Source organism: Enterococcus sp. 2G9_DIV0600 (genome assembly GCF_002140615.1).
In the GTDB taxonomy this organism is placed as follows: domain Bacteria; phylum Bacillota; class Bacilli; order Lactobacillales; family Enterococcaceae; genus Enterococcus_D; species Enterococcus_D innesii.
The window spans coordinates 2,110,564-2,134,147 of sequence record NZ_NGLL01000001.1; the positions used below are offsets into that span (position 1 = coordinate 2,110,564).

A 23,584-nucleotide genomic window follows, 5' to 3' on the forward strand; every position below is an offset into this window, starting at 1 on the left:
GCCACCTACTGTCTTCGGTACAGTTAAACTTTTAACCTTGACTACCTTACCATAGATAAGGCAGTCAAGTCAATAAAAGTTTTAAATTTTTGTATTAAATTAGAAAGAAGCTTGTTCTACATGGATCCCAGGTCCAAATGTTGTTGTAACTGAGATATTTTTCATGTATTGACCTTTTGCTGCTGAAGGTTTAGCTTTCAACAATGTTTCATGGATCGTTTTGAAGTTTTCGATCAATTTGTCATCTTCAAAAGAAACTTTTCCGATTGGTACGTGGATGTTTCCAGCTTTGTCAACACGGTAAGTAACTTTACCAGCTTTTACTTCGTTAACTGCTTTTGTTACGTCCATTGTTACTGTACCAGTTTTAGGGTTAGGCATCAAACCTTTAGGGCCTAATACACGACCTAATTTACCAACAGTAGCCATCATGTCAGGCGTTGCAACAACAACGTCAAAGTCGAACCAGCCACCTTGGATTTTTTGAACCATATCGTCGTCACCAACGAAATCAGCACCAGCTGCTTCTGCTTCTTTGGCTTTATCGCCTTTAGCAAAAACTAAAACTGTTTGTGTTTTACCAGTACCGTTTGGTAATACAACCGCGCCACGGATTTGTTGATCCGCTTTTTTAGGGTCTACGTTTAATTTGTAAGCAACTTCAACCGTTGCGTCGAATTTTGCAATATTTGTTTCTTTTGCCAAAGCTACTGCTTCTTCAACTGAATAAGCTTTTGTAGCATCAACTTTTTTCAATGCTTCTTGCATTTTTTTGCTTTTTTTAGCCATTTTGTTTCCTCCTTGATGTGGTTATAACGGTAGAACCTCCCACGTGTCCCATATTTTTCAATATGAAGCCGACTGAGAAGCTACTTCCTTAGGGCTGTAATTATTCTACAGTGATCCCCATGCTTCGTGCAGTTCCTTCAACCATGCGCATTGCTGCTTCAACATCAGCTGCGTTTAGGTCTTCCATTTTCAATTCAGCGATTTCTTTTACTTGATCGCGTGAAACTTTTGCAACTTTTGTTTTGTTTGGTTCGCCTGAACCTTTTTCAACGTTTGCTGCTTTTTTCAACAATACTGCTGCTGGTGGTGTTTTTGTAACGAAAGTAAATGAACGGTCTTCGTATACAGAGATCACTACTGGAATGATCAAACCTGCTTGATCAGCTGTACGAGCATTGAATTCTTTAGTGAATCCCATGATGTTGATACCCGCTTGACCTAGCGCAGGACCTACCGGCGGAGCTGGTGTTGCTTTACCTGCAGGAATTTGCAATTTAACGATTTTTTCTACTTTTTTTGCCACGAGACATACCTCCTTGAGTCCGTGATGTGGTTAATTGGAGATCCAAATTTCTCCTCCCACTTTGGTGATTCATGTGCACACACAAAAAACGTGTGACGAAAGCACACTGGAATATTATAGCATCTTTAAGGAATAATTCAAGGTTTTTCAGCTGTTTTTTTCGAAAAAATACTCACCAGCGCTTTTCGTTATTCCTTCGCTAAAAAAATAAATAAAAATCCCTTGCTTTTGGTCTGCTTTTTTCATTCTCTCATTTTTTTATGCTACACTACTACTGGAATTCTTCCCTATTCGTTTACTACTATTCGAGGTGAAAAAAATGGAACAATTAAAATACCGCAGTGTATTTGATATAATCGGACCCATCATGGTGGGTCCCAGCAGTTCTCATACAGCCGGTGCTGCCCGGATTGGAAAAATCGTTCGCAGTATTTTTGGCGAACAGCCAGACAGTGTAGATATCCTGTTGTATGAATCGTTTGCCAAAACCTATCGCGGTCATGGAACCGATATTGCGTTAGTTGGCGGTCTCTTAGGCATGGAGCCAGATGACGCTCGCCTAGCAGACTCTTTAAAAATCGCTTATGAGAAAGGGATCGAAGTCTTATTCGTCCCTAAAAAAGAAAAAGCGGAACATCCAAATATGGTCAAGATGATTTTGACAAAAGGTAGCCACAAACTATCCGTCACTGGTATTTCGATTGGTGGTGGCAATATTCAAATCTCAGAGCTTAACGGCTTCAAAATTTCTCTGACACTGGGTACGCCAACTTATGTGATCGTCCATCAAGATGTTCCAGGAATGATTGCGAAAGTAACCAATTTACTATCAGAGGCTCAAATCAATATCGGTACGATGACCGTAACAAGAGAAGCTGTCGGTGATAAAGCCATCATGATCATCGAAGTCGATCAGCGTAATGATCAGCTGGCGCAACAAATCAAAGTTTTGCCGCACGTTTACAGCGCTGCGTATTTTGATTAAAGGAGATAGGAACATGTTCTATACAATAGATGAATTAGTAACAGAGAGTAAAAATTATCCTTCCGTTGCAGAGATGATGATTGCGATCGAAGCAGAAAATACTGGCCGAAGTCGCGAACAGATCCTTGCAATCATGGAAAAGAATTTAGTTGTTATGGAACAATCAGTCGCTGAAGGTGTCTCTGGTGTTAAATCGGTGACGGGATTGACCGGTGGCGATGCGACACGGATGAACGACTACCTTGCTGCCGGTGATTTTTTAAGCGGAGAAACCATTCTACAAGCGGTCCAAAATGCCATTGCAGTCAATGAAGTCAATGCGAAAATGGGCTTGATTTGCGCCACTCCGACTGCCGGTAGTGCGGGTGTTGTTTCTGGTGTCTTGATGGCCGTGCGTGAGCGTTTGGCACTGACTCGAGCGCAACAAGTCGACTTTTTGTTTACAGCCGGCGCCTTTGGTCTGGTGATTGCCAACAATGCCTCGATTTCCGGTGCCGAAGGCGGTTGTCAAGCGGAGATCGGTTCTGCTAGCGCAATGGCTGCGGCGGCTTTGGTTTGTGCAAAAGGTGGTACCCCTCACCAAGCGGCTCAAGCGGTGGCGATCACCTTAAAAAATATGATGGGCTTGATTTGTGACCCTGTCGCGGGCTTAGTCGAAGTCCCCTGCGTGAAGCGCAATGCCCTGGGATCTTCCCAAGCCTTTATCTCTGCCGACATGGCACTGGCAGGAATCGAAAGTGTCATCCCACCAGATGAAGTGGTCTTAGCGATGTATCAAGTCGGTCGGCAAATGCCTAGCATTTTCAAGGAAACGGCTGAAGGCGGTCTAGCCATGACACCGACTGCCCAACGCTTGCAGGCAGAAATCTTAGAAGCCAATCGTTGATTTTTTTAGAAATGAACACCAATAAAAACCAACCAAGAACAACCAATCGTTGCTTGTTCTTGGTTGGTTTTCATTTTCTCATGATTTCCAGCGATGAAAAGACAAGAAACACCATTTGTTAAACAAGTAACAAATGACATTGGCGGTTTTTCTACTCCCACTCGCCGACCCTATAGTGTTTCTTTTGGGCAACGGGTTTTAATACCTTCACAGGCTCGGAAAATTTAGGTTTTCCTTCTGTTTGATCTAATGGGACTAATGGCTGTTCACTTTCTTGTACTTTCGAGACTGTTTGTGTTTTTTCTTTCTGGGTAGCTGGTACCTGATCGGCTGATTTTTGCCAAAGCTGTTTGCTGAGATCCAACAAGGGAATGATCATCATGGCGACTAACCCGCCAGAAAAACCATTATTATACAAATTCAAGCCACCATGTAAGAAATCAATATTCAGTACCATAGAGGCGTGGACAAAGCCAACCACCAAGCCCCCTTTCCAGCCATAGGCATTCGTTACTGCACAGAGCATCATCCCAAAAATCGCTGACGTGACTGTGACCGTCTCGTTGATAGTATACACACTCAATAGGTTGGCGATCGTCACTCCTGCCAATAAAGGGAGTGAGTTAAAGACATGAGAGCCACAAGCAGAAAAGCCGATGACACAAAAGATCGCACCGATAACTGGTCCATTTAAAACCGCACCAATACTGACTACGTAAGCCACTAACAAGAATGTCATTAACCCCATATTGATCATGGTATTGTAAACGCCGGTATCCCTTAAAATATCGCGCTCGATTTTGCCACTATGAGACCAAATCGCTCGCATATTCAATCGTTTTTTCTTAATCGCCATCAGCAAACCATAGCCGACGAATATCCCTCCTAAAACCAGCATCATAAAAATCAATCGCGGTTGCTGTTCTTGAGATACTAATGTTCTTAGCTCGATCGTTAAGCCAAACATTCGGCAGATGGCAGCGACCAGTGTACATAGCATCCCTGAAGTAAATCCCGCACTGTATAGACTGACACTTTGAAACAGCGCTTGAAAGTACAGTGCCATGGGAACCATCAAAAAACCGGTAAAAATTCCAATGACATACCCCATCACTAAACTAAAATAAGGTGGTAATGAATCATTGAAAGCAAAATAGCTGACGATCGGAGAAACCGACGATCCGTACAAGGCAATCAATAGAAATTTTTTCAATGGTTCATTCATAAAGTAAGAATACAGGCGGACGCCTAAAAATATCGGGATAAAATTCAGTAAATTTTTCCCAAAAAAACCATACCCAGTCACCATAAAGATAGCGGACACCGCGCCGCCTGTGATCGGCACCCGATAATGATAACAAATCGAGATCGATACAAACGTCATCAAACTGCTGTTTAATAAAGCCGTCCCTACAGAAGTCATAGCAATATAATCTGTCACAAGATGACTTTCCGAAAATAAAATCAACTTGAGCTCTTCGACTGCCACCCTTGGATCGAAAAACAACATGGCAAAGAAAAACAGTAGCAAATTAAAAAGAAACAACAAGCTATACCCATTATGTACAGAAATCATCCCTTTAGTATGGGGATGAAAATCATTGTGAAACTTTACTCTAAAAAAAGTAACTAATTTTGACATAGGACCCCTTCCTCTTATAAAGCGCTTACTCATTTTGAGAAAAAAAGTGGGCCAACGAATTGGTCCACTTTATTCTCATTACTGTTATTTTACCGTAAATGAGCCGTTCATGCTAGTCTATCCAGCAGTTAAATTTTATCTACTTGCTCAAAATCAAGTTCTGTACTGGTTTCACGACCGAACATATCGATGTTCACTTTTAGTTTTTGTTTCTCTTCATCGATTTCTGCTACTTGACCTTCTAAACCAGAGAACGCACCTTCGATGATCTTGACGGTTTCGCCGATTTCCACTTCTAACTCAACTGTTCGGGTGCTCATACCAATCGAACGCAAAATCGAATTGATTTCTTCTTGTAATAAAGGCGCCGGCTTGCTTCCTGCACCATGAGAGCCAACGAAACCAGTCACACCTGGTGTATTCCGAACCACGTACCAAGATTCATCCGTCATGACCATCTCAACTAGCACATAACCAGGAAAGGTTTTATGAACGATTTCTTTGGTTTTGCCATTTTTTTCTTCTGTTTCCACTTCTTCGGGAACAACGACACGGAAAATATAATCACCCATCCCCATGCTTTGTGCACGTGACTCTAGGTTTGCTTTTACTTTGTTCTCGTAACCTGAATACGTATGTAGAACATACCAATTTTTTTCAAAAGATTCCATTTTTTTCGGACTCCCCATCTTTTTGTAAAATAAAAAAACCTCAGCTGCACCGAAGTTTTTCCTCAAAGCGATTATAGCATGATTTGCGATAAATGACTAGCGCTATCAGTAAGAAGTCTTACTTTAGGATCCAATTGAAGACTGTTTGAATCAGTGTGTCCATCACAAAGAACATCAATGCAAAAATTATGGTTGTTTGAATCACCACAAAGGTATCTTTACGTAATTGCTTTTTCGATGGCCAAGAAACGTTTTTCATTTCTTCAACAACATTTTTCAAAAATTTCATTTGATTCCCTCCTTACTTCGTTTCACGATGCAACGTATATTGATTACAATACTTGCAAAATTTGTTGATTTCAAGGCGTTCGCCTTTTTTACCTTCACTGACTGATTTTGAATAGTTGCGGGATCCGCAGACAGAACAAGCCAAAGCAGCTTTTTTTGTTGCCATCTTAGTGTCCTCCCCCTTTTTATAAAGTTTTCCAACACTAAAAATACCATTTATTTAAGATTGTGTCAATTTTTGATTTTCTGTCGTATAAATATAGTTTCTGCTGATTTTGTGGTATGATAATGGTGTTAAATGGGTATTTGGGAGGGAAAATTATGTTATTAAAAACAATGGTTTACAAAAAACGCGATTTAACAACGGTAAAGGAAACAGCTACCTTAGAAGAAGCGCTGGCAATTTTAGAAGAGTCTGGTTATCGTTGTGTGCCTATCCTAGATGAATCAGGAAAGATTTTTAGAGGAAATATTTATAAAATGCACATCTATCGCCATAAAGCAAACGGCGGTGACATGACTTTACCCGTCACCTATCTGCTAAAAAATGCGACGAAGTTCATCTATGTCAACTCTTCATTTTTTAAGGTTTTCTTTACAATCAAAGAATTGCCTTATATTGCGGTATTAGATGAAAACAATCAATTTTACGGCATCTTGACCCACAGCTCCTTATTGAATATGTTGTCACAATCATGGAGCGTTGAGCAAGGAAGCTATGTGTTGACGATCGCATCAACAGGTCAACAAGGCGACTTAGCGGTTATCTCAAAAATAATCGCAAAATACAGCAGTATCGCCAGCTGTATCACACTGGATATCGGCAAAGACGAATTTATTCGTCGTACGATGATCACTTTACCAGCAAACACATCAAAAGAATTATGCGACAAGATCGTTACGCAACTAGAAGCGAAAAACTTCAAAGTTGTAGAAATCGAAGACTTAAAAGCAGAATAAAACAAAAGATCATTCCTTCATTTCTTAGGAATGATCTTTTTCTTGTTTTTTGAGAACCATCAAAGCAAAAAACAAGTTTTCTTTAAACGCGTTTATCAAAACGAACAGCACGATTGATAATATACATCACAGGTGCCGTAATCGTCATTACAATAAATTCACTCAATGCCGTTGTTGCAAATGTTGGCCAGAAAGGCAATGCTAAGGTGATATTTAGCATAATCGCAATCAGGAACATGCTTAATGAAAAAACAATGGTGTTAAATGCTAGTCTTAAGAAAACATTTGGAATCTTCTTCTGAACCAGCGCAGTCGCTCCTAAAGCCAAAAAGCTTCCGACCCCACCGAATACGACATCCAAGACCCCCATTCCAAAGAACAAGTTATACACAACAACCCCGCCGACGACACCCCACATCAATTTTCTGTTGAAAACGACTAAGTGATTCAATCCTTCAGATATCCTGAATTGAATCGCTCCTGAGGCAACTGGTGCGACTAGAACCGTTACAGCTATATAAAGTGCCATGATGATCCCATTCGCTGCGACGACACGCAAACGTTGATTGGTTAGATTTGTTGATTTTTCCATATGATCCCTACTTTCTCCGAGTTTTGATTACGCGGGATGGTTGATGAACCGCGGTGCGCTTCGCACAAGTACTTATTATACACATTAATAGCCATATATCAATGTTAAACTGGCCATTTAATCATCAAATCATCTCGAATTCACCTGACAAAAATTTATGCAGATGAAATTGCTCCCTCTATTCCTTCATTCGTTGATTCAAAGAAACACTTCGCAGCTTTCATTTTCTAGCCCAATTCGACGATCAATGAGTCATCCATCGTCAGATTTCCTAATGGTTGGTGATTCAATCTTTACCCTTGAAAGAGATGGCAAAAATATTATTTTTACGCCTACCGAAGAAATAAACGATGAAGATAGTGGCTTTATGTTGGAACCTCGCTAAATGAAGACGGATCTCATGATGGAAGGTTAATAAGATCCGCCTGATCTACGCACAGTAATGATCTTGAATACGTAAAACAGCCCTTTTCATTAATGGAAAGGGATGTTTAGAATGAATCAGACGATTCAGTTACTTTTTGATCAAAAATAGCTTTCTTCTCGTTGCCTCGTAACTTTTTTGGTAAAGCAATTTCTCATAGATGTTTACTCAGCGAATGCCTGCCACGCCTCTATTTAGCAGGCCGATAACCCGCTTTGTAGGCTTCCACCTCTGTCTTGAACATCCGAATTGGACTGGTCGTTTTATTATAGTATTGACTCCCCGGTATATGATAAATCTTTTGTTTGGAGCCTTTGATCAGCCCTTTGCCCCGTTTGTCTACATATTTTTTCAGTCCATCTCGAAATGCATCATTCGTCGTTCCAGGTGCTTTCCCACCTTTTTTCACCAGTTTGACTTGGATTGCTTCCAGTTGAAAGCCAAAACCAGACGTTCCTGAAGACTGCCCGTTTTTCGCCCACCCCATCCAGCCAAATTGTTGTGCATTGACTCGATAATAGACATCGTAATACTTAGCGATCTCACCGGTGAGTTTGATTTGGATCGCCTCCAACCGTTGCCCTTTTCCACTTGTACCAGACAGAGTCCCATTTTTTCTAAACGATTTTTCCCATCCTTGTTTCTGAATGGAGGTTTTATATTCAATATTCCCTTTGTATTTTTCATTAGTAATTTTTATCTTGATTGCTTCGAGTCGCTTTGCTTTCCCTGTGGTCCCTGACGTCTGACCATTTGTTTTCCATGATTGCCACCCTTGAGACTGGACATTTGTTTGATAGCTCACACTTGGTGAAGATGTAGCAAAAACTGTCATCGGAAAAACAACGAAGCCAAGCAAGAACACCAATAGTATAGAAACTTTTTTCATTTTAACCCCTCCTTATTTTTGATTATGCCAATAATATTATTAAAAAACAATCTATTTATAAACAAAAAGTATTTTTTTATCATTTCAACTCACTTAGAAAATGAACTGCTGGGTAAAGCGTAAAATCAACACTTCTAGAGGGCGTTCCAATTATTGTATTATTTCTAACTCGAAATTGAAAAATGCTTAGCATCAAACTAGCTATTCAACTACTGATAAAAGGTGCATCTTGACTTACGAAGAAAAATCAGTGTTCGTTTTTCTGAGAATCGAAACGAATGACCGCCTGCAATGTGGTATAATCTAATTCGTTGAAATTTATTTTGGAAGGATGTCATGATTGAACTTATTTGGATTGACCTTTGGCTTAAGAAATGTAAAAACGGGAATCAGTGTATTCCTCTGTATTTTGATCAGTTTTCTTTTGAATCGAGAAACCTACGTCGTATCGACGATCACAGCTGTTTTCACATTAAGAGAAGATCATGAAAACACCGTCAAATACGGGAAACATCGGATTGCCGGTAACAGCTTCGGCGCAATCGCTTCTGTATTTTGTATTGCGATATTTAACTTTTTCGGACATTCGTCCTTTATACAAATGATTGCGATCCCTTTAGTGATCATGTTGATGATCGCTTTACTGGTCAAATTTGATTATTCCGAGGGAACAGTTGGTGCTTGTGCCACACTATTGACGATTTTATTTATGATTCCTCAAACTGAATCTTACTTGTATGCTTTTAATCGGATCGTTGATAGTTTTATCGGCATGACGATTGCGATATTGGTGAATCGCTTTTTTCCATTTCCGAATAAAAGTACCGCAGGGACGAAGACGACAACAAATGAGAGTGACTCATTTTAAAAATGGAAAAGAAAAAAACCATCTCAAAACAGCTTTGAGATGGTTTTTTTAAGAATGGATCAGTTACTGAAAAGAACTTGTTGGTCTTCAATTAATGGATAAGAAATCGGTGCATTACCTTCCAAATCTTCTTTATTCATATCAACTGCAACGATTTGACTATTTTCATACGTACGATAGTAATAGATTCCTTTATCTGTATTGCAGCAAGACGTATATATCGTGTACTCATAGCGCTCATTGCCTATGTCACAAAGTCCTTTTTGTTGCTCAACCGAACCTAAAATATGGAAGAACTGACTAATGCTTTCGGATTCAGATTCTCCAGAAACGGAATTCAATCGGGTAAAAGCTACTTTGACAAAGCGAGACATCGAAGAAAGATCTCCTGGCAGCCCTAAGCCTCCCATTCCACGACTATATTCATCAAAATCCAGCTTGTCAGAAAAATGAGTTTCCGGAGTTTTCGATGATAACACACGGTAGTTATTCAAATTGAACAATTGATAGTCAAATGGCGGATTATTTGTCAAAACTCCCACCGGATTTTCATGAATATGAAGGCCATCACTCATACTTTCCACAACGATGGCACTTTTTTTATCAGCAATCATCCAATGCAAAGGCGATAAAGGCAAATCTTCACTAAAATTGATCCGAACGAGATTGACATTAGCTAATAACCCTTTTACCTCTTCGACAGTAGCGCATTGCCCTAAGAGCCATGGGATGAACTCAAAAGGCGTAACATTCTCTTTTCCTTCTTGAAACTCATTATAGAAAGCATTTTCTGGAAAATTCAAACCAGCGATACCTAAGCCTTTTTCGTTGACCGCATCATAATACAGTGGGTATTCAGCGACTCCAGCAGCAATCCCAATCATTGCGTAATGGTGATCTATTTCACTTACTTTGCGAAATTTGAATGGATAATTTCTCGGAGTAATGGTCACTACTTCTTTATAAGAAACATCATAATCAAAATTTCTGCCAAAATAATGATCTTTCGTTACATAAGTTAACGCAGTACACATAATACTTCCTCCTAAAATAAGTTTTTTACACTACTAATTTACTCCTATCGCTTTTTTTTAACAAGGAAAAAGCAATAAACAATAATAAAAATACAATTAAATGATTTAAAATCATTTTAATATACTGTATATAAGGCAATTTCAATCTAGTATTCTTTAGTTAGCCTACCTTCTCGCAAATTCACTTTGATTACAAATCCTTTAGAAGAGCCGTTCAAAAGCGGCGATGATCATAATCTCCACCCTTTTTCCTTTACCTTTCATTAAACTATTTAAATTTCTCTAAAAGGCAACGACAAAACAATGTAAGCGATTGCTCAATATAAAAAATGTGCTATACTATAAGTGTAAGGAGCAAGGGTTCCCAGTAAAGCAGACGAAGCAGGTTCTGCAAGAAAAGAATTGTTGTCAACTTAGAATAAAAGACAAAGGATGTGGGAATTTGAGTTACTCCTTACTAATTGAATAGGATTCGGCGATGGGCATCGTTACCTGAGGATCAAAGTGGACATAAGAACCTTTGAAAACCCAGAAAGCACAATCGTCGAATCTATTTTTTTGCTCTTTTTTCAGGCATCGTCTCCCCGCCTTCTTTCGAAACATGCTATAATTAAACGCATTGAACGAAAAAACGATATGGAGCTATTCATAAAATGAACTATTATTATCACTTCCTCGTAAACCCTGCCTCAGGCAGTGGAAGGGGGAAAAAAGCGGCGGAGCGTGTGCAAAAAATCGTAAACAAGCATCGTTTCCCCCATCAACTCTATTTAACAAAATCGCCCGGCGACGAACGAAACATCACCCGAAAACTCTTAAAAGAACGCCTTTTGCCTTGGGACGATGTTTATTTAGAAAATGGCGAAATGCTATATCCATTGCTGGTCGTTATCGGGGGAGATGGAACGCTGCACCAAGTAGTATCAGAGTTACAACTTGAACAACAACAAATCCCCGTTGCTTACATCCCCGCTGGCTCAGGAAACGATTTTGCGCGAAGTATCGAGTTGCCGCGGGAACCGGAAAAAGCATTTTGGAAAATTGCGGGTACTACTAAGCCCCAAGAATTGGCCATTATCCACTATGATGAGCAGATCCAGGAGGAAAGCGGCATTGCGCTTAACAATGTCGGTATTGGCCTTGATGCGGCAATCGTCTACACCACCAATCACTCTGTGGCAAAAAGTAGTCTGAATAAGTTTAACCTCGGCTCCTTTTCCTATATCGCTGCAATTATTCGGGTTTTGTTTCGCCAAAAAGGCTTCCCGATCTTAGTTGAGTGTAATGGGCAACAATTCAGTTATAAGAAAGCTTTTCTATGCACTACGACCAACCATCCTTACTTTGGCGGCGGTGTTGCGATCGCCCCAACCGCTTCGGTCAAAGAGAAAAAGTTTGATTTTGTTCTTGTCGAGCGTGTATCGATTTTTAAGATTTTCTGGCTGATCGGTTTACTGATGCGAAAGAAACACATGAATTCACGTTACTTTCACCATCTTTCCACGTCGAAGCTGAGAATTATCTCTACCGTGCCCCAACATGGACAAGAAGACGGTGAGGAAATGGGCCAACGTCCCTTTGATATTACTTTTACAACAGCTAGTCAATTATTTTGGTGCCCATAAAGAAAACGATACAAATCGCTGCTGATTTGTATCGTTTTTCTATGCGTTAGATTATTAATTTTTCGCCGAGTTGTATTGCCAACGACGGCTTTTTTCTCTTCCCAAAATAAATTGGATCATTGAAAATACTGCTGCAAATGTTACCAAGACAAAGCCATTGAACCAGAAGGATTCATTGAACCTTTGATTATACGTGAGGGTCTCACTGATCAAGGTATTGTTTTGAACAAACCAATAGGTTGGCGTGAATGCCGCGATTTTATTGACGATATCCGGCAGAAAGTTCGCGGACACAAAGACCCCACCGATAAAACAGCTTCCGGTTATAAAGATATTGCTGATACCGCCGATCGCTTCTGAATTTTTCACAAGAGAGGTGACACAAGCCGAGAAGCTGATGACAGGTAGTAAAAACAAAAACGTGTTCAAAATGTGGTACCAAGCTGCTGTATCCCAGGATGTGCGAATCACTAGTAACACCATCAGTAATAAAAAGCCGAAGGTTAAAAGCAGCGAGTAACTGATTAAGCTTAACAGGATTTTCCGCTGTAGCATCCGCTTTGGAAGAGGCGCACTCTGGTTTCGCTTGCTGATTTCTTGGCGGTTAAAGGTCAGATTGATCACACCAAACCCGCTAAATATTGATAGAAAGAGGCCATATGACAATAAGTTAAAGGTCATGCCTGTTAACATTTTTTTCATTCGTTGACTATATTCTGTACTGAGCTCAACTTGCCCTGTGACGGCTAGCGCTGTTTGTGTTTCTTCTATCGCCTCACTGACTGTTTTGCCTTCTTCTTGAAAAAGTAAAAGCGTCTGTAAGAACGTGTTCACTTGCTGGGTGACAATGGTTTTAGAAAAAGCATCTGGCCGGCTTTGAATCTCGATCGTTGGCATCTGGCCAGCCTCCACTTGTTTGGAGAAATCAGCTGGCAAATGCAAGACAATGTTTACACGATTAAAATAAAGGGCATCGTCAATTTCTTTTTGTGAGGTCCCCTCTAAAGCAACCAAGGTTTGCTTTTCCTTCAAGTACTCCCGAAGACCATCAACGACTGGCGACTCCTCCTCACTGATCAAAGCAATGTTGGCTTCTTGTAAAGAGGTGTTTTCGACGTCGATGCTTTGCGCATAAAAGAACGTGACACCAACTGTGATCAATACTCCAATTAGTAAGTTCGACTTATTTGCCTTCAGCAAAGTCCAAATCGTTTTATAAAGCGTCATAGCGCACCCTTCTTTCGATCCAAGCATTTCCAATTGACAAAAGGACGATAAAGCCAGTCAACCAGAAAAGATTGGTATAAAAGCTACTCAAATCTGTATAGTAATACAATTGATAAAGACTTTCACTGATCAAATTGACGGGATTTACTTGCCCCAGTATCGGCACATGTAGATCAAGCCAATACTTGATTTGTTCCGAGCCCATCATCCCAGCAAAAAAGCTCATTGCCATTGTAACGGAGACCAAAATGCCATCTTTTTGCACCAAATTCATTTTTGGCGTCAGATTTCCAATCAATGTCCCTAGCAAAATCGCACACAATGATCCTAATGCGGCAACCAGCAGTAACCATTGCCAACGATCACCAAAGTCTACTTGATAGACAAAACGAAACACCGCTAAAATAATGTAGACTTCTACTAACACAATCGTAAAACTCGCCGCCAAATTCGCACTTGAAACCAATGTCCGTTTTCTTGGTATCAAGGAAAGCCGAATACCATTCGCGGATTGATTGGCTTGCTGATCCTGGACATTACGGACACCCCACATCGTCCCATAGAGGATCGCCATCCCGATCAAGGTAAAGAAATAAAAACTTTTGACACTCATGTCACGATCTGCATTCACTTCTTGAAAAGTCGCCTCCTGTTCAAATGCGGCCATAATAGGTGCAAGATCAAGCGTTTCAAGTTCTGCTGCTTTACTAGAAATGATCGCTGTACGTTGTAAAAATTGATCCATTACATTTTTCATCAACGTCTGACTCATGCCCGCTTGGCCCACATGCAGAGAAATGGTTTTGTCGTCAATCAGGAAATATCCAGCTAATTCACCGGCAGTCAGCTTTTCAACTGCCTCTGTTTCTTGTAATTCCTCGAGTGCAAATAATGGTTTTTCATTGATTTCCACTTGTTCAAGGACGGTGGAAAAATTTTCCGTAAGCGCTGTTTGGTCCCCGGTTTTTACGATCCCCGTCGTGATTGTCTCTAAATTTCCCGCTTGATCGATCTCCCCAAAGGCCGCCATAAACATTAGGCCTAAGAGAATGGGAAACGCCAACGTCCAAAACAGCATCGATTTATTTCGCAACAACACCTTTGTGCGGTATTTGTAAAAATGCCAAAACATGGTTTCCCCCTCCTCAGTCTCTCAATTCCTTGCCCGTGATCTCTAAAAAGACATCATTTAAGGTCGCTTCTTTGGTTGCAATTTTTCCGTAACTGATTTTCTCTGTTTGTAAGAGTGTCAAAATGGGTAACAAGACCGCATTGAGTTCCGTTGTTGTTACTTGGAGCTGTCCGTCTTTGTAAACGATTCCGTTAGCAGTATTGGTGTTCTGAATCGCTACCAACACGTGGTCAGGCAATAAGGGGATGTCGATGGTCAAACGATCTGCCGTGCGTACCATGTCTTTCAGAGATTCCTTAGTCCCTTTGGCAATCACCTGTCCCTGATCCATAATCACGATCTGGTCACACAGAATTTCCACTTCTTCCATGTAATGGGTCGTGTAAACGATCGTTGCTCCTTGGCGATTTAGCTCTTTGATGCTTTCCAAAATTTTATTACGACTTTGGGGATCGACAGCTACTGTTGGTTCATCCAAAAAAATCAAACGTGGTTTATGTGCGATCCCGCAGGCGATATTCAACCGCCGTTTCAAGCCACCGCTCAGCTCTCCTGGATGAAAGGTCACGAAATTTTCCAAACCCACTAATTGAATCACTTCTTCGATCAATCCTTGTCGTTTCTCTTTGTCAGCAACATATAACCCGCAAAAATAATCGATATTTTCTTGCACACTAAGTTCTTCAAAGACGGCAACATCTTGAGGAACGACCCCGATCATTGCTTTAACGGCATAATTTTCAGGCGTCATGATTGATCCAAAAAGTTTGATGGTGCCTTTGTCATAGTTTAACAAAGAGAGCATACAGTTGATGGCGGTCGATTTCCCGCTGCCGTTTGGTCCCAATAATCCTAAAACCTCTCCTTCTTGTACTTGCAGATCAAAATGATTCAATGCCACAAAATCACCATAGCGTTTAACTAATTTATCAATTTCGATAATCACGATGAAAAACTCCTTCCAAATTTCTTGTTAATCTGACTATAATAAACTTCAAGGAAAGAAACTAGTGACGATTGGCTAAACTAAGCATGACATTTGTCACAATGAAGGAGTTTATCATGTCTAAATCTCGACTACTCAGCGAAGCTGGCTTTCTACTCGCCGTCTCATTACTTTTATTGGTAAATCAAGGTTTTGTTGCTGTGCAGGTCATCTATCTACTGATCGCCGTTATATTTACTGGCGTCAGTTATTTACTGCCTAGAATAGCAAACTGGTTTTTTCAAGTTATTCTGTTGCTTCTATGTACGTTTTGGCCAGAGCTTGCCCTCTTTCTGCCTGCATTGATGCGGGTGATCGCTCCGGAAGATAGTAAAGATGATGTTCTATTTTTATTAGGATTTTTATTGATCGCAACGGTTGTCCATCATTCTCTCACGGAGCTCGCTTTTGTCATCCTTTTGTTGCTCTTTGCTTTTTACTTACGCAAAAAAGATCAGCGAATGTCTGATCTTGAGAAAAAGTACATCGCTTCAAAAGATACCCATTGGGAAAAGCAGCAACAGTTATCGCAGCAAAACAAAGCGCTAGCCCTATCACAAGAAACAAAGTTAGCCTTGCAAATTGCCGAAGAACGAAATCGAATTGCTCGCGATATCCATGACAATGTCGGCCATCTACTGTCGAGTGCCATTTTACAGATTGGCGCGCTTGAAATGATCAATCAAGAGCCAAAACTAAATGACCCCCTAGCAAATTTAAGTGCTACCGTTCATACAGGGATGGATCGCATTCGACAAAGTGTTCACGATCTCCACGAGACATCGATTTCTTTCCAGCAATCCTTAGAGTTTCTAATTGCTGATTTTCCATCACCTGTCACGATTGAAGGAAACCTATTTGAAGGGTTGAATGAAGCACAGCAAAACTGTTTCCTAATGGTCATCAAAGAAGCCTTAACCAACAGTATCAAACATAGTTATGCGAAAACCCTCGTGTTGCATTTTCGAACGCTGCCTGCATTTTTTCGCTTGCAAATCACGAATGATGGCGTCCGCACACCTCAAAATCCAGACACTGGAATCGGTCTGAAAACGATGCGTCAACGGGTCCAAGAACAACAAGGTCAAGTTCATATTTTACAAGAAAACCAACGCTTTCAGTTGACGATCATTTTACCAAAGGAGGAACACCAATGATTACTGTAGTTATTATTGACGATGATCCGTTTGTGACCACATCTTTGCAAACCATTTTAGAAAACACAGAAGAGATTCGTGTATTAGGAATCGGCCATTGTGCCAAAGACGCACTGGAATTATATGAAACCTATCATCCTGACGTTTTGCTGACGGACATCCGCATGCCGGAACAAACGGGGATCGATGCTGCCAAAGAAATATTGGCTAAATTTCCCCAAGCGATCCTTTTGCTATTGACTACCTTCAAAGATGAAGAATACATTCGCGAAGCCTTTTCCATCGGTGTGAAAGGTTATTTGATCAAGCAGAATTTACAAGCGATCATCCCTTCTGTCAAAGCCGCTTATAATGGCCAAGTTGTCTTCGGGAATGAAATCGTTGAGACCTTCACGCAGCTAATGAAGAACGAACCATCAATTAACAATCAAGCTTCTTTTAGCGAACGTGAATTTGCGATCATCAAAGAAGTAGCCGCTGGAAAAAACAATAAAGAAATTGCCGATGCTTTGTACTTGAGTGATGGTACTGTCCGTAATTACATCAGTCAATTACTGGAAAAACTGGAATTGCGGGATCGCACGCAATTAGCAATCTATTTTTATCAGCATTTACAGTAAGTCTCATCGATTGCAAAAAAAAAGCCTGAAGAATGCGAAGCTGCATTCTTCAGGTTTTTTGTTTTCTATTCGATTATCCGACTGTCGTAGTTTTTAGTTGACAAGCTATGGATTTCCGGGACTGCCGGGATTCGTTGGATTGTTCGGTGTGTTAGGCGGGAAAATCGGCGCCTTTTCTAACGTTTTTTCTAACCCTGATTCATCCCGCTCGCCTCGTTCTGCATCGGGACTTTCATCTAGTTTAAATTCTTTTTCCATCTCATCTAATTTCTTAAAGTCGTTGCCAGATTCTTTTGCTAATTTTGCTAATTTATCTTCGGTTTCTTTCGCCATAACGTAACGCCTCCTTTTGATTTTAGCTTAGCATAAGAAGCTAAAAAACCAAAAGAAAGCGCTCACTAAGTTACCTTTTTTAGTATTTTCTCATCTTTCAATCAGCCGTTTTTTGCGGGCATAAAGTCGTATGGAGAACAGTCCTTCATGCCAATCATTGGATCCACTAAATGCTTTTTGACCATCGTTAAGGTCAATACACCATCGTTCGACGTTTCTTCGATGAGTGCTTCTTCCCCCATAGTCCCTTCACTTAGGTCTTTTCCCCCTGACAGAGGCTTTGCCGTTTCTGTCTGATTTGATGCCGGCGGCTCAGGCTCGGCAAAAGCAAACAAATTAAGCCCACTATCCGAGGTCTTTTCTGCAACTTGCTGATTCGCAGCAGCTTCCGCACTGGATTGGTCCTGTAACTTCGTCGATGACGTTTTTACTTTCCTGTTTTCAGAGGAATCATCATAAAACGGATCATCCGCTTCTTCAAATTGGGCCAATTTTGCTCGTTGCAGCGGCGTCATTTTTTCCGTGCCATTGATACGTTCTTTTAATGTCGTTAAGCGAGTAGCAGATTCGTGACTGACACAAGTTTGATAGGCTTGCGGTTCACCAAGTAAAATCAGCATTTCTTTGCTGCGGGTTACAGCAGTATAAAGCAGATTGCGTTGCAGCATACGTTGGTATTGATGAACCATCGGCAAAATAACCATTTGAAATTCACTACCTTGAGATTTATGGATCGAACAACAGTAGGATAATGTGATCTTATTCCATTCATTCCGCTTATAGGTCACTTCATTGGCATCAAACTGAATGACCAGTTCGTCAACCTTGTCTTCCGACTGTTTGGCTAGAGTGATCCCAACGATTTGGCCCATATCGCCATTAAACACGTTATCTTCTGGTGAGTTTACCAACTGCAAAACCTTATCACCGATACGATACACCGTATCATTGAAAGTCACCTCTTTTTTTGTCCCATCATTGGGGTTAAAAATCTCTTGCATCATTTTATTCAGAGCATCGATCCCGGCTGCCCCACGATACATCGGTGCCAACACTTGAATATCTTGCGGCGTGTAGCCTTTGTCTTTTGCCCGTTTCACTATCAGAGCGATCAACGGTTCGATTTTGTAAGCATCACACGCAAAGAAGGAGCGATCTTTTTGGTTTTGTGTAAAATCAGCAGGCAGCTGCCCATTTTTGATGGCATGAGCCAGTGGAATGATGCTTGATCCATCTCCTTGGCGATAGATTTCTGTCAATTCTTGTTTCGGGATCGCATCGATCGCTAGCAAATCATGAAGGACTTGTCCTGGTCCCACAGAAGGAAGCTGATCTTTATCCCCCACAAAAATCACTTGCATGTTTGTAGGGATCGACTTAAAGAGCGTATTCGCCAACCATGTATCGACCATAGACATCTCATCGACGATCAATAAGCCGCCTTCTAATTCTTTCGGGCTAATCGATGGCGCTTTTTCACGTCCGTTCAAGCCTAACAAACGATGGATCGTCCCGCTTGGCAAACCTGTCGTTTCATTCATCCGTTTGGCGGCTCGACCAGTCGGTGCTGCCAAGAGAATCGGAAAGGTTTCTTCACTGTATTTTGATGGCTCTAAGTCCAGATCATTCAACTCAGCAAACAATTGTACGATCCCATTGATCACCGTCGTTTTCCCGGTACCCGGACCACCTGTCAAAATAAACAATGGCGAACGAATGGCTTCTTTGATCGCTTCTTCTTGCGAAGACCCATAGGTGATACCTAAATGCTTCTCAATTTTTCGCAGCGTTTTGCTGATTGTTTTCTCAGGATAGACGATTTCTTTTTTGCGGGAAAGCAAGCGTTCGATGGAACTAGCGATTCCCCATTCAGAAAAGTACAGACTGTTTTCGTACAAACGAGTTTCTTCTTGCTGGATTTTTCCTTCTTCCACTAATTGAATGATCGTTGATGCCAGGTCGTCTGGCGCAATCTCAATAGGACGACTCGTTTCTAATAAACGCAGTGTCTGCTCTAACAAGTCTTGGGCATGGATAAAGGTATTGCCTGTCTGCAAGGATTGCGCAAAGATCTGATGCAAGACCGCCGCTCGAAACCGTTGCGGCGACGAAGCTTCGATCCCTAGCTGCTCAGCGATGCCATCTGCGCGTTTAAAGCCAATGCCTTCAATGTCTTCCACCAACTGGTAAGGATTTTCTTCGATAATTGATAATGCTTCATTTTTGTAGGCTTGATAGATTGCAAAAGAAAGCTGACTACCAAAACCATAGCGGCTCAAGCCAACGATCACTTGATCCATCCCATGATTTTGCCGTACAGTATCTAAAATCATTTTTTGCTTACTTTCATTCAATCCTGGAATCTGATCCAACAATGTTGGTTCTTCCAGCATCCGGTCGATCGCTTCTTCTCCTAAAAGGTCAACGATTTTTTCAGCGGTCTTCTTGCCGATCCCCGGAAATTTTTCTCCAGAAAGATAGGCGATCAACCCTTGTTCAGAGGTCGGTTGTTCTTGTTGATAGCTTTCGGCCTTCAACTGGACACCGTACTTGGGATGATTGACCAGCTCACCAAAAAACCGATACTTTTCCTCTTCTTGGATTTCGCCGAAACTACCAGTAACGACGATCTCCGAGTCTTTGTAGTCGGCATTATTCTCAGTGACTTTAACTAATAGTACTTTATAAAAATTGCTGGGATTCTGGAAAAAGATGGCGGCAACATGGCCGACAAAAAACGTTCTTTCTGGAATCATGGTGCCGCTCCTTTCATGGTTTACAACAAAGCGTCTAATCCTGCTTGATTGCTTAAAAAGCTTGCTTCATTCCAAAGTTTTAGTTCAAAAGGCAATACTTTTTGTTCATTCGTCTCTAATAAGCTAACGCTGTTATTGACTAATCCACCTTGCTCTCTTAATTCGGCTAATGGTTTGCCTGCAAGCCACTGGATAGCAGCCGTAAAGGATGCCCCATGACCGACGAACAATAATGGGCCTTCATGCTGCATCACCGCATCCATGACGACGGTCTCGATCCGGCTCAATGTTTCTTGGATCGGCTCACCTTTAAAGGCACTTGGATCGTAACGATCCAAGTGATTACGCAGATCAGTCAGTTGTTGGGGATACTTCTCATGCATTTCATCGATGGACTGACCTTCCAATTCACCGAGTCCGATTTCTCGCAGATTCTCATTATAAATGATTTCAACTGGGTGTTGGAGTCTTGCTTGGATCTCTTGGGCAGTCACTTTTGCTCGCAAAGATGTACTTGAGTAAATCTTCTCAAAAGGAATAGCTGCCAGATAATCACCGAGTAATTTGATTTCGTCATAACTTTCTGGCAATAACGGCGAATCCCCCAGCATTCCTTGAAAGCGGCGTGCTTGGTTCCACTCTGTTTTTCCGTGACGGGTAAAGTATAATTGCATCGAAAAAGCCTCGCTTCTTAGTCTAATTTGTCGTTCTCATAATGATGCGTCAATTCCAATTCTGGGAAGCCTTGCTGTCGCAAAACTTCATAAATGATCAAAGCAGCCGTATTTGATAGGTTAAGGGAACGAACATGCTCATCATTCATTGGGATCCGCAAACATTTTTCGGCATGCTCACGCATAAAACTTTCTGGAAGCCCCGTCGTTTCTTTCCCGAAAATGAAGAACTGATCATCATCTGCGGTGTAATCGACGTCAGAATACACGCGATTGGCAAATTTCGAAATCAGATACAACGGACGCTCCCCTAAAAAGTCCATAAAAGCAGCTAAATCTTTATGATAGGTAATATTGACATCATGCCAATAATCAAGCCCAGCTCGTTTTAATTGCTTGTCATCCGTTGAAAAGCCTAAAGGCTCGATTAAGTGTAAATGAGTATTTGTTGCTGCGCACGTCCGTGCAATATTTCCCGTATTGGCCGGGATCTGAGGTTCAAAAAGAACGATGTGATTCATAGATAAAAACTCCTTTCGCTCGGATACTACCGATCGGTTCTCGCTTTCCTTTGTGTCTCTGTATCTTGCGTTTTACAATTGATTCTCAATAGCTTCTTCAATAACTTCTATAGTACCATATTTTGGCACGCTTGTTTTTTAGAAACGACCTTTTTTGTGTAGAATTTTGGGCATAAAAAAAACGTACCAACTCGGTGTCGATCACTGCGAGTCGTTACGTTAGTGAAGCTCTTTTCACTAACTTTTATCAGAACAGGAACCTGATAAAAACCAATGAAAAATGACTTGAGAACAATATATCACTCCCATGGCATGATTGCAAGAGTAAATAACAAAAAAGTTCAAAATATTTTCAGGAAATTTTCGCAATCAACACCTCAACATCAACAGTGATCTGTCTCAAAGGAGCTTGCCGGAGCTTTTCTTTGCGTTCCTCCGAAGCCCCCCACTCTAACGGGGACATGGCAAGTAAATCTTGGCGATTTTCTTCAGGGATCGTAAAAACATGTGTCACTCTTTGACGGGAAGCGTCAGGGTAATGTTCAAGAAATTTAGTGACGACCCGTTCATTTGAGTATTGCTGTTTCGCTTCATCATTCGGATAAAAAGCAGCCCGCAATTCTTTTAAATAATCCGCCGCAGGGACGACTTTGATCAACTGTCCACCCTTTTTCAAAATACGATTGAACTCCCCATAATTTGACGGCGAAAATAGATTGAAAATCGTATCAAAGCTCGCTTCAGCAAACGGCAAGTTGGTCAGATCCGCCACACACCAAAAAGCCGGTACGTTTTGATTGGTTGCTAGATAAACTCCGTCTTTGGCGATATCAAAGCCGACAGCCGCCTGGGTCTTTTCATTGACCAGCTGAGCCAGAAAACTGCCTTCGCCGCAGCCGACATCTAAAAGATGCTTAGCATCCCCCAAAACTGCTTTGATGCATTCAATGACTGGTGCATACATGCCGCTAGCGATCATACGTTGACGCGGCAGAAACAGTGCTTGATCATAATCTGCTTTGACTTGATGATCCAAAAAGAAAAGTGTGCCTTTCTTTGATAAGTCAAATCGATGACGATTTGGACAAACCAAGCCATTTTCGGTCGGGAAAAATGCTTGGCGGCACAATGGACATTCAAATAAGTGATAATGGGCGTTTAAAAAAAGGCGCCCGCGATCGATTTTTTTTAACATTCAACTTCCCTCATCTCTGCTCTACTTTAGCATATTCTTGTGGTAGAATGCTAGTGGATAGAATAACAAATCAACTGAACAACCATCTATTGGAGGTAAATCATGTTAAAAGAATTTTGTGCAGAAAATTATACCAATATTCCCTTAGCAATCGCCCGAGGGGCAAAGCGGATTGAACTCTGTGATAATTTAGCGGTCGGCGGAACAACGCCAAGTACTGGTGTGCAAGAAGAAGTTTTGCAATATGCTGGTGAAAAAGGAATTCCCGTTATGACGATCATCCGACCTCGAGGCGGTGATTTTGTTTACAATGACACTGAGTTGAAAATCATGCACACTGACTTGATCGAAGCAAAAAAGCTAGGAACAGACGGCGTTGTTCTAGGTTGCTTAACTCCTAGCGGCTGGTTAGACGAAGAAGCATTGGAGCTATTGTTAGAAACCGCAGAAGGCTTGCAGGTTACTTTTCACATGGCCTTCGACGCGATTCCTGTAGCGCGCCAATTTAAAGCGATCGATTGGTTAGCTGAGCATGGCGTACAGCGGATTTTGACCCATGGTGGTGCTGCAGGGACTCCGATTGAAGACAACTTCGATCATCTGAAAGAATTGATCGCCTATGCTGGTGAGCGTTTAACGATTTTACCTGGCGGTGGCATTTCCTTTGAAAATGCCCAACATGTTGCTGATACATTAAGTGTAAAAGAAGTTCATGGGACCAGAATCGTCGACCTTAATGATTTCTTTGCGTGACACAAAAGAATCACGCAAAGAAATCCCCACAAACGATGAGAACGCATCGTTTGTG

At 41.3% G+C, this 23,584-nt stretch carries 26 protein-coding genes and 1 other annotated feature (1 of these 27 cut by a window edge); of the genes, 8 read left to right on the forward strand and 18 right to left on the reverse strand.

Translation table 11 applies throughout. The annotated features are described in order from the left end of the window. Nucleotides 1-36 (reverse strand) — a sequence feature (ribosomal protein L10 leader region) (it extends 91 nt beyond the left edge of the window). A gap of 63 nt (nucleotides 37-99) precedes the next feature. Together rplA and rplK are read right to left on the reverse strand one after the other, a co-directional pair. Then, nucleotides 100-789, reverse strand: coding sequence for a 50S ribosomal protein L1 (gene rplA / locus A5870_RS10075; RefSeq protein WP_005229790.1), 690 nt, complete (start codon nucleotides 787-789; stop codon nucleotides 100-102). A gap of 100 nt (nucleotides 790-889) precedes the next feature. Beyond that, complete coding sequence (rplK, locus tag A5870_RS10080; RefSeq protein WP_005229787.1) at nucleotides 890-1,312, reverse strand: 50S ribosomal protein L11; 423 nt, start codon at nucleotides 1,310-1,312, stop codon at nucleotides 890-892. A 319-nt stretch (nucleotides 1,313-1,631) separates the two neighbouring features. On the opposite strand from rplK, the gene sdaAB reads away from it, so the two are divergent. Together sdaAB and sdaAA are read left to right on the forward strand one after the other, a co-directional pair. Further along, complete coding sequence (sdaAB, locus tag A5870_RS10090; protein ID WP_005229781.1) at nucleotides 1,632-2,297, forward strand: L-serine ammonia-lyase, iron-sulfur-dependent subunit beta; 666 nt, start codon at nucleotides 1,632-1,634, stop codon at nucleotides 2,295-2,297. 13 nt (nucleotides 2,298-2,310) lie between these two features. Beyond that, entirely contained in the window at nucleotides 2,311-3,183 is an 873-nt protein-coding gene (sdaAA, locus tag A5870_RS10095) for an L-serine ammonia-lyase, iron-sulfur-dependent, subunit alpha (RefSeq protein WP_086292672.1), read from the forward strand. Between the two features lie 5 nt (nucleotides 3,184-3,188). Here the strand turns inward: sdaAA and A5870_RS17340 are convergent, their stop codons facing one another. The 5 genes from A5870_RS17340 to rpmG form a co-directional block, all read right to left on the reverse strand. Then, on the reverse strand, nucleotides 3,189-3,344 hold the full coding sequence (locus A5870_RS17340) for a hypothetical protein (RefSeq protein WP_170924081.1): 156 nt from the start codon (nucleotides 3,342-3,344) through the stop codon (nucleotides 3,189-3,191). Then, nucleotides 3,335-4,825 carry a DUF1576 domain-containing protein gene (locus A5870_RS10100; RefSeq protein ID WP_086292674.1) on the reverse strand — a complete coding sequence of 497 codons (1,491 nt, stop codon included), beginning with the start codon at nucleotides 4,823-4,825 and terminating at the stop codon, nucleotides 3,335-3,337. Before A5870_RS10100 ends, A5870_RS17340 begins: the two co-directional genes overlap by 10 nt. A gap of 128 nt (nucleotides 4,826-4,953) precedes the next feature. Continuing rightward, nucleotides 4,954-5,496, reverse strand: coding sequence for a transcription termination/antitermination protein NusG (gene nusG, locus A5870_RS10105; protein WP_005229769.1), 543 nt, complete (start codon nucleotides 5,494-5,496; stop codon nucleotides 4,954-4,956). Between the two features lie 118 nt (nucleotides 5,497-5,614). Beyond that, complete coding sequence (gene secE / locus A5870_RS10110) at nucleotides 5,615-5,785, reverse strand: preprotein translocase subunit SecE (RefSeq protein ID WP_005229766.1); 171 nt, start codon at nucleotides 5,783-5,785, stop codon at nucleotides 5,615-5,617. Between the two features lie 12 nt (nucleotides 5,786-5,797). Beyond that, nucleotides 5,798-5,950: a 50S ribosomal protein L33 gene (gene rpmG / locus A5870_RS10115; protein ID WP_005229764.1), complete on the reverse strand. Its 153-nt coding sequence runs from the start codon at nucleotides 5,948-5,950 to the stop codon at nucleotides 5,798-5,800. A gap of 155 nt (nucleotides 5,951-6,105) precedes the next feature. On the opposite strand from rpmG, the gene cbpA reads away from it, so the two are divergent. Next, nucleotides 6,106-6,744, forward strand: coding sequence for a cyclic di-AMP binding protein CbpA (gene cbpA / locus A5870_RS10120; protein WP_077452493.1), 639 nt, complete (start codon nucleotides 6,106-6,108; stop codon nucleotides 6,742-6,744). 82 nt (nucleotides 6,745-6,826) lie between these two features. On the opposite strand, the gene A5870_RS10125 is transcribed toward cbpA, so the two are convergent. Together A5870_RS10125 and A5870_RS10130 are read right to left on the reverse strand one after the other, a co-directional pair. Next, a complete protein-coding gene (locus A5870_RS10125) occupies nucleotides 6,827-7,336 on the reverse strand; it encodes a QueT transporter family protein (RefSeq protein ID WP_086292676.1) in 510 nt (169 codons plus the stop codon). A 614-nt stretch (nucleotides 7,337-7,950) separates the two neighbouring features. Next, nucleotides 7,951-8,649 carry a sunset domain-containing protein gene (locus A5870_RS10130; RefSeq protein WP_086292679.1) on the reverse strand — a complete coding sequence of 233 codons (699 nt, stop codon included), beginning with the start codon at nucleotides 8,647-8,649 and terminating at the stop codon, nucleotides 7,951-7,953. A gap of 340 nt (nucleotides 8,650-8,989) precedes the next feature. On the opposite strand from A5870_RS10130, the gene A5870_RS10135 reads away from it, so the two are divergent. Continuing rightward, nucleotides 8,990-9,517 carry an FUSC family protein gene (locus A5870_RS10135; protein ID WP_077452495.1) on the forward strand — a complete coding sequence of 176 codons (528 nt, stop codon included), beginning with the start codon at nucleotides 8,990-8,992 and terminating at the stop codon, nucleotides 9,515-9,517. 59 nt (nucleotides 9,518-9,576) lie between these two features. Here the strand turns inward: A5870_RS10135 and bsh are convergent, their stop codons facing one another. Continuing rightward, the gene (bsh, locus tag A5870_RS10140; protein WP_077452496.1) at nucleotides 9,577-10,551 is read right to left on the reverse strand and encodes a choloylglycine hydrolase; all 975 of its coding nucleotides are present in this window, start codon (nucleotides 10,549-10,551) and stop codon (nucleotides 9,577-9,579) included. A gap of 653 nt (nucleotides 10,552-11,204) precedes the next feature. On the opposite strand from bsh, the gene A5870_RS10145 reads away from it, so the two are divergent. After that, nucleotides 11,205-12,176 (forward strand): diacylglycerol/lipid kinase family protein, encoded by a 972-nt coding sequence (locus A5870_RS10145; RefSeq protein WP_077452497.1) that lies wholly within the window; start codon nucleotides 11,205-11,207, stop codon nucleotides 12,174-12,176. Between the two features lie 54 nt (nucleotides 12,177-12,230). On the opposite strand, the gene A5870_RS10150 is transcribed toward A5870_RS10145, so the two are convergent. From A5870_RS10150 to A5870_RS10160, 3 genes are read right to left on the reverse strand one after another with little or no spacing between them, the layout of a single operon-like run. Then, a complete protein-coding gene (locus A5870_RS10150) occupies nucleotides 12,231-13,403 on the reverse strand; it encodes an ABC transporter permease (RefSeq protein ID WP_086292681.1) in 1,173 nt (390 codons plus the stop codon). Continuing rightward, a complete protein-coding gene (locus A5870_RS10155; protein ID WP_086292683.1) occupies nucleotides 13,390-14,535 on the reverse strand; it encodes an ABC transporter permease in 1,146 nt (381 codons plus the stop codon). The genes A5870_RS10150 and A5870_RS10155 overlap by 14 nt, the downstream gene beginning before the upstream one ends. 13 nt (nucleotides 14,536-14,548) lie before the next feature. Continuing rightward, nucleotides 14,549-15,481 carry an ABC transporter ATP-binding protein gene (locus A5870_RS10160; RefSeq protein WP_086292685.1) on the reverse strand — a complete coding sequence of 311 codons (933 nt, stop codon included), beginning with the start codon at nucleotides 15,479-15,481 and terminating at the stop codon, nucleotides 14,549-14,551. Nucleotides 15,482-15,567: 86 nt separating this feature from the next. On the opposite strand from A5870_RS10160, the gene A5870_RS10165 reads away from it, so the two are divergent. Together A5870_RS10165 and A5870_RS10170 are read left to right on the forward strand one after the other, a co-directional pair. Further along, the gene (locus A5870_RS10165) at nucleotides 15,568-16,677 is read left to right on the forward strand and encodes a sensor histidine kinase (protein WP_411268835.1); all 1,110 of its coding nucleotides are present in this window, start codon (nucleotides 15,568-15,570) and stop codon (nucleotides 16,675-16,677) included. Beyond that, the gene (locus tag A5870_RS10170) at nucleotides 16,674-17,297 is read left to right on the forward strand and encodes a response regulator transcription factor (RefSeq protein ID WP_086292689.1); all 624 of its coding nucleotides are present in this window, start codon (nucleotides 16,674-16,676) and stop codon (nucleotides 17,295-17,297) included. The genes A5870_RS10165 and A5870_RS10170 overlap by 4 nt, the downstream gene beginning before the upstream one ends. A gap of 105 nt (nucleotides 17,298-17,402) precedes the next feature. Here A5870_RS10170 and A5870_RS10175 read toward each other — a convergent pair whose 3' ends face one another. The 5 genes from A5870_RS10175 to A5870_RS10195 form a co-directional block, all read right to left on the reverse strand. Continuing rightward, nucleotides 17,403-17,630, reverse strand: a complete 228-nt coding sequence (locus A5870_RS10175) for a cold-shock protein (RefSeq protein WP_081118454.1) — start codon at nucleotides 17,628-17,630, stop codon at nucleotides 17,403-17,405. 101 nt (nucleotides 17,631-17,731) lie between these two features. After that, nucleotides 17,732-20,386, reverse strand: coding sequence for an SF1B family DNA helicase RecD2 (gene recD2 / locus A5870_RS10180; RefSeq protein WP_086292691.1), 2,655 nt, complete (start codon nucleotides 20,384-20,386; stop codon nucleotides 17,732-17,734). A gap of 20 nt (nucleotides 20,387-20,406) precedes the next feature. Continuing rightward, entirely contained in the window at nucleotides 20,407-21,060 is a 654-nt protein-coding gene (locus A5870_RS10185) for a histidine phosphatase family protein (protein WP_086292693.1), read from the reverse strand. Nucleotides 21,061-21,077: 17 nt separating this feature from the next. Then, complete coding sequence (trmL, locus tag A5870_RS10190; RefSeq protein WP_077452506.1) at nucleotides 21,078-21,581, reverse strand: tRNA (uridine(34)/cytosine(34)/5-carboxymethylaminomethyluridine(34)-2'-O)-methyltransferase TrmL; 504 nt, start codon at nucleotides 21,579-21,581, stop codon at nucleotides 21,078-21,080. Between the two features lie 352 nt (nucleotides 21,582-21,933). Beyond that, on the reverse strand, nucleotides 21,934-22,776 hold the full coding sequence (locus A5870_RS10195) for a methyltransferase domain-containing protein (protein WP_077452507.1): 843 nt from the start codon (nucleotides 22,774-22,776) through the stop codon (nucleotides 21,934-21,936). 102 nt (nucleotides 22,777-22,878) lie between these two features. Here A5870_RS10195 and A5870_RS10200 point away from each other — a divergent pair, with 102 nt between their 5' ends. Continuing rightward, nucleotides 22,879-23,529 carry a copper homeostasis protein CutC gene (locus tag A5870_RS10200; protein ID WP_086292695.1) on the forward strand — a complete coding sequence of 217 codons (651 nt, stop codon included), beginning with the start codon at nucleotides 22,879-22,881 and terminating at the stop codon, nucleotides 23,527-23,529. The last annotated feature ends 55 nt before the right edge of the window (nucleotides 23,530-23,584 follow it).